Annotated in this window: 10 protein-coding genes; 6 read left to right on the top strand and 4 right to left on the bottom strand. The window is 46.1% G+C overall.

Annotation, left to right across the window (positions count from 1 at the left end):
* Window positions 1-61 precede the first annotated feature (61 nt).
* Entirely contained in the window at window positions 62-4,171 is a 4,110-nt protein-coding gene (locus QUB68_RS24480; protein ID WP_332997325.1) for a toprim domain-containing protein, read from the bottom strand.
* Between the two features lie 199 nt (window positions 4,172-4,370).
* On the opposite strand from QUB68_RS24480, the gene QUB68_RS24485 reads away from it, so the two are divergent.
* Window positions 4,371-4,751 (top strand): hypothetical protein, encoded by a 381-nt coding sequence (locus QUB68_RS24485; RefSeq protein WP_332997327.1) that lies wholly within the window; start codon window positions 4,371-4,373, stop codon window positions 4,749-4,751.
* 79 nt (window positions 4,752-4,830) lie between these two features.
* On the opposite strand, the gene QUB68_RS24490 is transcribed toward QUB68_RS24485, so the two are convergent.
* The gene (locus tag QUB68_RS24490; RefSeq protein ID WP_332997329.1) at window positions 4,831-5,535 is read right to left on the bottom strand and encodes an iron-containing redox enzyme family protein; all 705 of its coding nucleotides are present in this window, start codon (window positions 5,533-5,535) and stop codon (window positions 4,831-4,833) included.
* 135 nt (window positions 5,536-5,670) lie between these two features.
* On the opposite strand from QUB68_RS24490, the gene QUB68_RS24495 reads away from it, so the two are divergent.
* The 3 genes from QUB68_RS24495 to QUB68_RS24505 all read left to right on the top strand — a co-directional run bounded on the left by QUB68_RS24495 (window position 5,671) and on the right by QUB68_RS24505 (window position 7,708).
* Window positions 5,671-6,042 (top strand): hypothetical protein, encoded by a 372-nt coding sequence (locus QUB68_RS24495; RefSeq protein WP_332997331.1) that lies wholly within the window; start codon window positions 5,671-5,673, stop codon window positions 6,040-6,042.
* Between the two features lie 75 nt (window positions 6,043-6,117).
* Entirely contained in the window at window positions 6,118-7,107 is a 990-nt protein-coding gene (locus QUB68_RS24500; RefSeq protein WP_332997333.1) for a winged helix-turn-helix domain-containing protein, read from the top strand.
* Window positions 7,108-7,150: 43 nt separating this feature from the next.
* A complete protein-coding gene (locus QUB68_RS24505) occupies window positions 7,151-7,708 on the top strand; it encodes a hypothetical protein (RefSeq protein WP_332997335.1) in 558 nt (185 codons plus the stop codon).
* A gap of 47 nt (window positions 7,709-7,755) precedes the next feature.
* On the opposite strand, the gene QUB68_RS24510 is transcribed toward QUB68_RS24505, so the two are convergent.
* The gene (locus QUB68_RS24510) at window positions 7,756-8,133 is read right to left on the bottom strand and encodes a hypothetical protein (RefSeq protein WP_332997336.1); all 378 of its coding nucleotides are present in this window, start codon (window positions 8,131-8,133) and stop codon (window positions 7,756-7,758) included.
* Window positions 8,134-8,339: 206 nt separating this feature from the next.
* Between QUB68_RS24510 and QUB68_RS24515 the strand changes: the two genes are divergently transcribed.
* On the top strand, window positions 8,340-8,705 hold the full coding sequence (locus tag QUB68_RS24515) for a hypothetical protein (RefSeq protein WP_332997338.1): 366 nt from the start codon (window positions 8,340-8,342) through the stop codon (window positions 8,703-8,705).
* A 469-nt stretch (window positions 8,706-9,174) separates the two neighbouring features.
* Window positions 9,175-10,341 (top strand): hypothetical protein, encoded by a 1,167-nt coding sequence (locus QUB68_RS24520; RefSeq protein ID WP_332997340.1) that lies wholly within the window; start codon window positions 9,175-9,177, stop codon window positions 10,339-10,341.
* A 174-nt stretch (window positions 10,342-10,515) separates the two neighbouring features.
* Here the strand turns inward: QUB68_RS24520 and QUB68_RS24525 are convergent, their stop codons facing one another.
* A complete protein-coding gene (locus QUB68_RS24525; protein ID WP_332997342.1) occupies window positions 10,516-12,222 on the bottom strand; it encodes a pentapeptide repeat-containing protein in 1,707 nt (568 codons plus the stop codon).
* Window positions 12,223-12,579 lie beyond the last annotated feature (357 nt).

Below are 12,579 nucleotides of genomic sequence, written 5' to 3' on the forward strand. Positions count from 1 at the left end.
TTAAATATGAGTTTTATTTATTCTCATATTCCTGATTTCATTGATGGACAATTCAACCCATTCACAACCAATTCTCGTTATTTGGTGAGAATCGGTTGTCAGTGTCAGCACTAGGCTTAGATTTAAAGTCGGGAAGTAAATCGAGTTGCTTTGGTGCGATGGGTGCTTCGGCGTTTGTCTCACCTAGAGGTTCTGCTGCCACCGTCCCCAAAGTTGATTCGTTAGCGCAGCCCGCCCCTACGGGGGCTACGCCAACGAAGAGGATCGCTTGGGCATACCGGGCTGCGGCGTTGTCGAACAATCCCGATGCCTTGAGGCTGTGTACCCAATCCCCGATACCCAACAAACACTGAGTCCAAAGATCGAACTGCTGCCACTGAGCGTTGAGCGCATCTACCCCAACATCAGCCGACCAAGTTTCGATGACTCCGATCCACCTCAGAGTATCTTCAGGAATCCGCCCCTCGAACTCTTTCCTCAACTCTGTGAGCCGATCCTTCACTTCGGGAGACAAAGCACTGAATACTTGTTGGCGCAAAGATTCCGGCACTCCTAGTTCCTTCACCGCTTCGTAATGAACACCTTGCTGCTGCGCTACTTCGGAGAGTTGAACTACCCACTCACCAATTCGCTCCAAGCGATCGGGGTGATCAGGGTGATCAGGGTGATCAGGGTGATCAGGGCTGCTCGAAGTACCCTGATCGGCTTTACTTATTCCCTCATTTCCTTGTTCTGTATGGATTTCAGTAAGCTCGATTGAAGCGATCGGGGTGATCAGGGTGTGATCGAACTCCTCCTCTGTTTTATAAGGGGGGGTAGTTTGTTGACTAAGAACCCCCCCCCCCCCTTCATTTTTTGGGGGAGTAGTACCCTGATCACCCTGATCGCCCTGATCACTACCCTCAAACCCTTGCTTTTCCGTTGTGTTTAAGGTGATCAGAGCAGAATGTAGGGTCTGACCCCCCGTTATGCCCTGATCGTTTGGTTGATTGCCGTTCAACCCTTGATTTTGCGTTGTATTTTGAGCGATCAGGGCAGAATGAATGGTCTGACCCCCCAAACTGTTAAAGGCGATCAGGGCAGAATCAGGGGTAATACCCCCCAAAGAACCTTGATCGCTCCAGAATTCCTCAAAAGCAAGTAAGCCACCTTCAACACAGCGGAATTTGGCACAGCGCCACTCAGGTTCGGAGTGTTGGTTGGGTGTACCTTGGTAGCCGTTGGAAGTTTCCGCAGCTTCGGAAACATCGAGCATGACGCTGGGTAAGAGAGTCATGTGAGTCCAGGAAGCCACAACTAATTCGCCGTCTTGGCGGTGTCGGGGTACGTGGTTTTGAGGGATTACGGTTTTGAGGTGGGACGTAAACTTACTCATACCCCGGTTATCCGAATACCCGTGCGCTTTGCAGTAAGCGATGAACCAACTGTGGAGTTCGTGGTTTTGGATGGATGAAGCTGATTCAGAAGGTCGCAAACACAGGTCAACGAAGCTCCGCACCGGGTCGCCGTAGGTAGCGGCATCAAGTTTGGCAAGGCGGATGCGACTGTTTTTGGAAGGTTGCAGCAGCAGGGCATCGCGTTCTTCTCGCTTCATTGCCAATGCCCAGGATACGATATCCGCCTTCACCGCAGAGAGTTTATGGCGCAGGTAGGGGTCTTCTAATCCTTGTCTGCCTTTAGACAACAGCGGCAGACACCGCCTATCCCAACCATCACCCGCGTTCTCGATTTGCAGGTGGTCTACAGAAGCTGCGACAAAGCGGCAGTTCCATTCTTTGGTGTACCCGCAGGACGAGTAGAGGCTGCGACCCGATAATTTGCCGTTGTCCACTAATTCATAAAATGGTCGAATCCCAGTGATGTAGCCCCCGGTGTCGGGAATGGTGTACAAAGATTTACCCGTTAGGTGTTGGTGACGAGATTCGGGATTGCTCAATTCTGCGAAGTCACCGGAGTGTGAATCCTCCAACCCAAAGATTTCACCCCAGAGCCTGAGTAAGGTTCCCTTACCCGAACCCGAAGGCCCGATGATGTGAATGAACTTGCCATAGGGTGCGGTGGGGTCGAGCAACATGGAAGTGTACGCCCTCACAGCATCCAGTTGGTCTTCACCGAATGCGGAGATGATGAAGTTGAGGAAAACTTCGGGACAGGGGCGGTTGGGGACGTACTCGGAATCGATCGCCGATGTGAGATAGTAGCTGCGATCGTGAGGCAGCATTTCACCGGTTCTCATATCCACGGTGCAGTTCGAGAAAGCTCGAAAATGCCTGTTCGGTGGAGGTTCTAGGTAAAGCCGCTTCAATGCGTATTTGAATGCTGAATTGGTGCAGCCTTCACTGGAAAAGGGGAAAGTTTCTTCCCATTCCCACTTGCTGACCTGCCCTAGTTTGAATACCTTTTCGCTCTTAACGGCAATCATGTGTTCGCAGCGCTTCTCATCCTGCCGTTGCCACCATCCGCTACCGGTGTATTGGTACATAGCGCTGTTGATGGCTTTGTAATCCGCTCCAAACACTTTCCTAGCTGCAAAGTCGTCGAAAGTGCGTCCCCTGGTGTAGTGATTGAAGTCAAGTCCCAACTTGTCGCAGAGGTTTTGGTAAAACTTATCCCGCTGGCGATCGGGACACCGCCGGATTTCCGAAGATTCGGAGTTATCCTCCTTTCCAGGATTAATGGAGTTACTAAATTCCTTACCAAACTCCACCAACCAAGAAGGCGGTGAACTTCCCAAGGCTTCGCCAATTGTGGGCCAATAGAATATGTTGAGCGCTACAGCATCCTTATCCTTAAACTGTGCCGCCCATTTGGTAGCTTCCGCCAAAGCTGCTTGTTGGTGGGCATCGGTGTTTCCCGATCGTGCAGCAATCTGTTGCGCTTTCCACCTCAACCCGTGAGTCGCTTTCTCCAAACTTGTATGCGATTGCCAAGCATTGATGCCAAATTGAATGATGAACTTATCGGGGTCGCCGTCACCATCTTCACCCACAGGCAATCGGGGAGCTACTAATGGTGTAATGCCCGCTAGCAACAAAGATTTGATGCAGCTTTCGATGCCCTTATCACCGGCGCTATCCGGGTCTAGACAAATAATCGCTTTCTCGATTCCCGATCGCCGTAACGATTGCACCTGTTCTCCCGACAAACTAGCTGCCACACAAGCTACAACTCTGGTATCTCCAAGTGCTTGAGCTACCGCTGCATCCGTAACTCCCTCGACTACCACCACTTCTTTGTGATTTGCTGCGATGGCTCTATCAAAGTAAAGCGGTGATGCTTTGGTTGCCAACCAAACACCCTCTTCGTCCTTGGGATTCCAGCAAGCATATTTCTTGGGGATGGTCGGCTCTGTCCAAGGTTCCTCTAGTTTCTGAGCTTCCGAGAGTTTCCCCCAAGCTCGATAAGCTGCATCCCTTTCGCCCTTCCACCCCTGATGATTTTTCTTGAGCGGTAAAGGTTTGGTGGGACAGTGACCGTAAACCGTCAGCGGTTGGCCAAAAGCTGTATGCCAGGGGAAAGTGACGTATCCTTCCCACTTGCGGGTCAACACACCAACTTCTTCAGCTATCTCTAAGTTGTGCTTGTGTTCTTTGAGTGTTGCTGCAACCGCATCTTTGCTGTGGTAGTAGCCCAATCCCAACTCGGCGATCGCTTCTCGACTCATCCCCCTTTCTGCAATCAGATGGTTGAGGGCGCTGGTTCCTTCTTCACTCCACAGCCAATCCCGACACTGAGCGTACACCGCTGCCAATATTCCCCGGCGCGCTTCCCACTTCGCTGCTACTTCGATTTCCCGCGAATTGAGTTCCCTCTCTGGCAGAGCTACACCGACTCTCAAAGCTATTTCCCGTAACGCTTCTACCCAATCAATGCCCTTGGGATGTTCCCAGCGATTCACCTTAATACTGTGGACATAAGCGATCGGATCGCCTGCAAATTCACACCCAGCATCATAAAAGCGAAGAGTATCGGGCCACACTGCAAACGAAGTCCCCGATTTGCTTTTGCGGAACGGGCTGCCTCCTCGCCACTTAGAGGACGAACGCTGGAAGGCGTGTGATGGATGGTCGTACACCAAATCTGCGTTGAGGCGGGGCAATACCTCTTGTTCCCAAAATTTCAGCAAACTCATATCTGTTTTGGTGTTGCCGTTTTCCAAAATATGTGTCATGTTAGATTCCTAGTAGATTATTGAAATGAAATAAATTGTTTGAGCCCGAAGCATTCCAGTGCTGCGGGTTATTTTTTTTGCTTGCGCGTCAGATGTGCTAGTTTTTAATTACCCTTTAAGTGATTGAATCAACAAATCCGTTAAGCACTATTTTAGGTTACTTCGCAGATATGTTTATACAAATTGACAAATCTTTACTATGGCTGAACCTCTAACCCCTTTACTAAAGTGGCTGTGCGACGAACAAGCCGACATACATGGAAAAGACCTTGCTGAGCTATCAGATATTGCGCCCCAGACATGGAGTAGGGTGCGGCAGGGAAAGCAAGATTTGTCGAGTGACTTGCTATGGCGTTGCATGGAGGCGATCGCCCAGTTGCGTCCGCGTAGCGAGTGTGCGGAGGTGATCCGCATCGTCAGCTCTCAAAAGAACGCCTTCGATAAGAAAAGGGAAAGAGAAGAACACCCGCTCTTGAGGATCGAACGGGCGCTATCCGAGCTCAAAGACGAGACTGAGGAGAATCAAGCAATGCTGTTGATGGCTAGGTGCTTGAGGGAATCGCAGAAGAAGGTTGGTTAAATCAACGTTCGAGAGTTGGCTGAACTAAAAAACAGTGACGCAATTCGCACCGATTGCCATTATTTTCTAGTGCTAAACACTAGCCAACAGCCAACAAAGGTAAAGGTGCAGTGAAAGCTGGAATAAGTTCGGCTTCACGGCTGGGGCAATATGCGGTACTCCAAGAATCGAGCATCCGATCGTACAAAGTAGCCGTTTCTTCAACGATGCGGGCGTACTCTTTGCCTTGTTCAGAGTCAGGGCTGCACTGGGGAATGAGGTCGATGCCCATTGCTAAATGCTGTTGGTCTACATCTTTATGCACCGTCCAATACCGATTAGTTTTGAGTCCCAAACGTTGAAAAACCGGGATAACAGCCGAAAAGAAATCGTAGCTCACGCCCTCAGAAATCAGGTTCATGGCAATGACTTGATGTTCGCAGGATTCACGGAGGACGGAGCGGAAACAATAGGCGCTGACTAATTGTGTCTCTAAAGTTGGGGCGATCGAAAATGGGTTTTCTCCCGGTTTGAGGAAATCGTGTTTGTGCAGCCAATCCATGAGCATGGCTGCGTGTTCTACTTCTTCCGCTGCGTGGTGGGCAAAGCAGCTTTGATACCGAAAGTCGCGACACATCGAATAGCGCATCGCTAAGGCAGCAGTAAAATCACTGGATTGGTGGTATAGTTGACGCACCCAACCCCTGACATTTTCTGGATGGTGCGCCTGTGCCAGCGTTTGGTAAAAAGATGTCGAAAGTAAGACATGGCGGTGTTCTGCTGCTAAATCCAAAAGCCACTTCATAAGCTCCCCCTTAAGAGTTTTTGTAGATTTGGCTATAGTAGACCAATTTTATAATACTTGTCAATCAAGTTAATTTTGGTAAGGTGTGGGAAGCCAGTTAAACTAGATTCCATAGTTTCTAAGGGTGCAGCACTCGTGCTAGTCAACAGGATGTCGTTCGGTTTAGAGTTAGCATCAGATTTTAAAAAATCAGGTAATGCCGTGTTGCTAGTCAACAGCCAGCGGCAAATAGCTGGGGTCTCTCCCAGTTTGGTAAAAATCTGGCATCTGCCCGAAGTTGTATTTAGAGCGATGTCGGAGGAGTTAGTTGTGAATGTGGTTTCGGAGCAGTTCGGCAATCCTCAAGTTTTTTTGAGAGAGATGGCGGAGATATATGCGAATCAAGAATTAGAGCTTCACGAAATCATCCAGCTTCGAGACGGTCGCCACATAGAACGCCACTCCAAACCTCTATGGACAAACGGAATCTATGCCGGTAGGATGTGGGTTTTTAAATTAACTGAGTAACTTAATTGATAAAGATGATTAGCCTGAAACCCTAATGTCTTGGGGGCAGGCATCTAAATTCAAGGAAAAAGTATTATGCCTGTTTCCACCAAAATCAAAGAACCGGTGCTGCCGCCTATCGTTGTCGATCCTGGCTCACCAATTACAATGGCAGCACAAATCACCGAACAAATTAAATTATTGATTGTCCTGGGTAAACTGCAACCCAACCAAGTTTTACCGCCACTAGCCCGTTTGGCAGAGCATTTAGGGATTAGTAACAGTACGATAACTGCGGTATATAACGAATTAATAGCTAGCGGTTACTTAGTGGCTCATCGTGGCAAAGGCACTTTTATTGCTGATTCTCCCCTGGTAGCACAGCTAACAAACCGCAAACATTTCTATGATTTGCTTGGTGAAGCTTTTAATGCAGCATCTCAATTTGGAATCACAGCAGCAGAGTTTTCGGCGGCTGCCTACGCTAAAGCTGCCATCCAAGATTGCCATAAATTAAGTGTAGTATTTGTTAACTTTTTTCCTGATACGATCGATATAACTCAAAGCTTGCAATTAGAAACGGGGCTATCCGTACAATCAATCGATCGCACCAAATTACAAGCCCAGGATTCTCAAGCGTTAGAGCAAACCTTAGCTGCTGATTTAATCGTAACGAGCATCAAAAATATCTGGGATGTGGCTCAGTTGATTCCTAGTTCTAGCAAAGAAATCATTGGAATCGACGTAAACCCGAATGTGCAGCTCTTAAGCCGTATTTCTGCGCTCTCTCGCAATGCTAAAGTGTTGTTCGTCTCTCCAGTACAGGATGGTAGTGAAGTGATGAAACAAATGGTCGATTACAGCATCAATCATATAAAATCAATGGCTGTCACGTTAAAGTGCTTTCAAAAGACTCAAAAGTTGCAGGAATTTGATTTAGTAATTTGTTCCCCACCACTTAAGAATCAGCTTACTCAGTACGTCCTGGACGATAAGCTCATGACTTTTGGCATTGCAATCGATCCTCTGAATCTGTTGGTGCTCCAAGCTCGTTTGGCTGCCATTGGTCGGGAAAAATTGTTGTAATTCGGTCGAATGAACTGGAGCATTGCCTCATAGAACTAATACCATGAAACAACTCGAACTATTTCCTGCACAAAAACCCAACTATGTCAGTCAACCCTCTCAACTAGAAATGACTGCTGATGCTCTGCACCAATGGAAACAGCACATATTCGATTATCAGCAATCTGCCTCAACCAGCCAACCTCAACAACAAACATTATTCGAGCTAGCACCAAATCCATGCAATGTTGATACCCTCGATCCATTTTCCCTACAACTCCACAATCTCTCGTTTTGCGATAAACCTGATTCAAACGATCGCACTTGTCTCTATTTCGCGCTCGACATTGCCAAACCGACACCACTGCTCTTGTACATCGGGGAAACGGAGCGATCGCCGAAACAGCGATGGATGAATCACTATTGCTACAATTACATCGGCAACTACATCGAACTGCATCGGCGCTATTCTCTTGATGTGACTGTGGGGATTGCTTTTTGGTTTGGAGCACCCGCGAATCGGAAACAAAGGCTGAAGTTGGAATCAGAGCTAATTTACAAATGGCGATCGCCTTTTAACAAAGAGTGCTGGCAATGGTGGGGACAACCCTTTGGCAAGTAAAACCGATGTTGTACTAAAGATATCAAGGATTGTCGAGTGTTGGCGCATCATTCAACCAACAAATCGCTAGTTACCGAGAAAGCTTGGCACAGTTCTGCTATCTTGACTTTGAGTGCTGCAACGGCTTCTCCTAGCGACATACAAGATTCTGTTTCCAGCAAATGAGCGTCTCCCACATCGGCACTAGACCACAGGTAGCATGGCTGACCTACTATTAAATGTCCCTGCCATTTATTGTCATAAATATCAAATGTGACATAGAACAAACGAGGTATTAGTTCATCCGAGTTAACGGCGAATTGACCCCAGATGGAGAAACCAAAATATTCTTGATTCTTCTCGTTGTTGTATTCGCAGTTAGTCAGGTGAGGGAAAGCAACTTTAACTTGCTCTAAATTTTGTTGGATTTCCGCTTCTGTTAGCATTTTATTTGAATAAAAAGATATGACCGACAACTTGAACAGGTAGCTTTGATTATGGAATTGTTACCATTCATTAGCTTAATATTCGGTTTACCTTAGTCCGAATAGTTTTTAGTTCGAGCGACTGTTCCCATGAAACATTTCTGCGATGGGCGATCGAAACTGTGTCATCTAGTTGCTATAACAAAAAGGTAGCATCTTTACCACCGATGAAATACCTCAACCTCGCCAGTGCCTTCCTCGCCTCGTTCAAACCCAAACCCCAATCTCAGCAACCAGGTATCGACAGCTACGGGCAAACCAAGCTCACCAAGGAAGCAGAGCAAGAATTGATGGAATGGCTGTTCAGCAGTTTGATGGGTGCTGGATATTTCGGAAAAGCTCATTTGTTCTGGGATAACGGGCAGGATAGAGAGCGCGAGATATTCACTGCATTGCTACAACACGAACCAGTATTCTTGTACCGATTGGGAGCGCGACCTACTCCCAACGTAGAGGGCTATCACTGGCGGCTGATTGGCGAACATCCGAGTTTACGGGTGTATCAGTTGGAAATGGAAGTTGAAGGAGATTGAGGGCGATCCTGTGAAACTTGAACCGCCAAGACTTTTACTTAATTTGGCTTGAATATATCGATCGCTCCTAGTCTTGGGAAAGCGATTGTTTATTCAGCAAGTCCTAGATAATGGTGACGTACTTGCCACACACATAGGAGGTTCGATGCTCTGTTTGCGCTGGGAATTTGTTCAAATTCTATTAAACCGAAGCGTAATAAACCATTACTTCTGATTCAAGACTCTTGTTTCTAGTTGAATATGTCATTTTTTATTTTACTGTTGAAACCGTTTACTGTCAGAATAATAGCCGTCAATTATTAATTCTTTTTAGCCTAGAAAACCTTTCGGAGCAAGCTGTTTCATCAAAATAGCTTTGACTGTGTTAAGAAATAAAACACAAGAGAATAAAATATTGTGGCTTGGGATACAAATATAAGCAGTAACATCTAACCTACTTTCATTTCTCTCTCAATTCGGAGGTTTTTCTATGGCGATCGAACTTTCAAGTATAACGTTTACGAACCGGGCTGATGTTGTCCCAGCGTCTGGGGTAGAGGAAATAGTCAATACTGGCATCGCTAATACTCTTGGTGGCAACGACAAAATCAGTGGCACTGGGGGCAAATACAGCATTCTCAACATCGGTACGCTCAATACCGCTGATGGTAACGACATAATCACAGGCATCGGCAGCCCCAAAGAAGAATCCCCTTTTGTTGGCCCTTTTGGTTATGGCATTTACAACCAGGGAGGCACTATTATTACTGGCGATGGTAACGACATCATTATGGGCATTATCGAAGAAGGCATAGGTTTTGTCGATGGCATTTACAACGACAGAGGCATCATTGATACCGGTGATGGTAATGACTTAATCAGTGGCATTAGTTACGCCGAGGCAAACACGGCGGGAATCACCAGCCGATATGGCAGTATCATAAATACTGGCGAGGGTAACGACACAATTACGGGTTTTTCCGTGGATATTGGCATAGCTATGGACCCAGATGGCATCTTCGACACTGGAAATGGCGACGACATAATCACTGGGACTGGTCGTTTTGGTCTCACAAACTCTAGCACCTTCATTACTGGTGATGGTAACGACATAATTACTGGTACTAACAACGGATATAACTTGGGTTTTGGAGGAGGATATGGCATCTCCAACAGCCGACTTATGGATACTGGTAAGGGCAATGACATAATCACTGGTATTAACAATGGGCCTAACTTCCTTGGTTGGGGTATCTCGAACGGCGCCATTGCCACTATCGATACTGGTGATGGTAACGACATAATCACTGGTATTGGCACTACCTATGGCATCTATAACGAGGGTACGATTAATACTGGTAATGGTAACGACTCCATCATTGCCGATGGAGGTTTTAATGGCAGTGGTAGCGTATTTCTCGGAAATGGTAAAGACTATCTCAAGGGTTTTGGTAGCGGTAATTTCGATGGTGGAAACGGTAAAGACGCATTGGAATTAACGTCAGGAAGTTATACCGTTGGAATATCGGGAACAGCGGTCAAGTTCACCAAGGATAGCATTATCATGAATACTTCGGGGTTTGAAGAACTCATAGCTGGCAGCACAAAATATGACTTTAGCCGTCTAACCAACGGTCAGACAATTTTTGTAGCCTAGCAGTGTATTTGAGAGGTATGGGACAGCTAGCTAACAAAAAAGTTTTGCTGTCCTAAAATACCCTTTGTTTTTTACTGATAACTCTTTTCTCCAATTTGCTGAAAGAATCGAAGATTTGGCTGAAAATAACGATCGCGATCGCCTCCAAGCCCGCTGTCCCAACGCAGTAATCCGCTACGCAGGCAACCCTAACCCCTTCAAAATCATGGGCAATAACTTACTACACGCTTCTACAATGCTGGCAGTCTGGGGCAAACTGCTCAATGTTGCCTCAAACATCTTCCTTGCTTTTCGTGTCAGCCCTTCCTTTTTAGCAGGTTCCTCTGTTTGCTTAGCTTCTGCTAAAGCTTGCACCTGCTCTAATAAATCCGCTTTGTCAGGCTCTGATAGATCCGAATCATTTTCGATCGCTTGTTGGAGTCGTGTCAGGAGTTCTTTGATGTTGGGTTCATCGGGTTCGGACGCATCTGGCAACCCCTCGATCGTGTTGCTCACGTTGCCGCTAATTGTTCCCAGATTAACAACTCCACCGACATCACCGCCAACTAAGCCGCTGATGTCGCCAATGCTGCCACCGCCTGAACGAATGTTGATTCCCTTATTCTGAGTCATAATTAATTCTCCTTGAATGACCTGAATTGTTTCTGCTTGAATCTTAGAGTGATGTGTACCTGTTTCAATAAACTGCTCGATGGTTCCCTTGAGGCTACGAATTTCACCGTCTTGTTCGGCTAGTTTTAACTGAACGGCGATCGGCAATTCCTTTTTGATTCGAGCGTAATCTGTAAAATACTCGTTGCTTAACTCAGATTTGTTGGCTCCTGGTGCAGTAGTAAACCTGAGATTCAAGCCATTGTTGCCCCGCCGTTCGATCGCCACAAACCGTAGCTTTTGCTCTGGATGGTTGGTTGATAAGTTTTTGAGTGCAATGGAGATAGCGCGGGGGTCAATACCCTGACTGTGGTACAAATCTAGAGTATCCACGTAAGGTTTAATGAAATCTGCAAACTCTCCCTCAGCAAAGGTTTCTCCCCAGTTATCCGGTTTTCGCAATCGGTTGGGATTATCTTTGGTTTCAAGACGCATGAATACATAGTCGCATTGCACATCCTCTAGCTTGGTGCTACCTGTAATCCCCCAATCTTCGATACAAGCTCCCGTAAGAATTGCTCCCGTCATATCTGTACCATCAAGTTGCCCTTGCTTCAGGATGGCTCTGGAGAAATCAGCATTCCGCAAATTAGCGTTGTTGAGGTTTGTCCCAATAAAACTGGCGTTTTGTAGTTTTGCCCTTTGCAGGTTTACCCCTTCCAAATTTAAGCCATCAAAGTTTTGAGACTGTCCGTTGAGCGTGACAACGAGTTGCCGAATGTGGGGATTGGCTAGGTAAGTGTTTCCTAAGCGACAAAATTGCAGTCCTCTAGCGTGAACAAATCGAGTCTGGGTTAGATTAGCATCTCGAAAGTCACAAAGTTTAAGCGTTGCATGAGTGAAATCGGCACCACTTAAATTTGCATTCACAAAAAGATTGCCTTTTTTAGCTGCGATAGCAATTGCAGTCTGAAGTATCCACATAAATAGCCGACTGCTGTTTATTGTTTCCCAGGCAATATAGCCCGTAAGGATAGCTGCTATGGTTGTTATCGGTATCACTTTATAAGTGTGACTTGTTAGAGTAGCGATAACTAGCGTCACGCAAACTGCACCGCTAATAGTAATAAAAACCGACTCGAATACAATTAGCGCTATAACTGTTGAAAGAGTTGCTAAGGCAATACCAAAAGTAACCAGAGTTACTGACCCGACACCAATAAAAAAAGGTACTCCAATACCAAGAGTGTTATTGTTGGTGCTGGGTGAATAAACAGTTGATAAAAGCAAAAATGGTATTAAAAGAGTTACCCCTGTAATAACTCCTAACGTAAAACCTCGCTGTGTAATAATAACTAATGAAACTAACAAAGAAAGTAATATTGGTAGTCCGTGAATGGGTTGAGAGAAACCTATTAACAAAAAAACTGAAAATAGACTGCCAGCACCAATTACAGAACTTGACAAAATAGCTAACAGCAAGATAGTAACAATTAGCAAAAATTTCCATTGTAATTGAATCCAAAATTTAGCTCCCTTAAAACTAGCTTTTTCTAATTTTCTGTTACTAAAGTCTCTTCCTAACAAACAAGTATTGTCAAAATTAGATTCAATTAGGTTAGAATTACTAAAAGTTTGTGTATACAT

Source organism: Microcoleus sp. A006_D1 (genome assembly GCF_036702805.1).
Lineage (GTDB): Bacteria > Cyanobacteriota > Cyanobacteriia > Cyanobacteriales > Microcoleaceae > Microcoleus.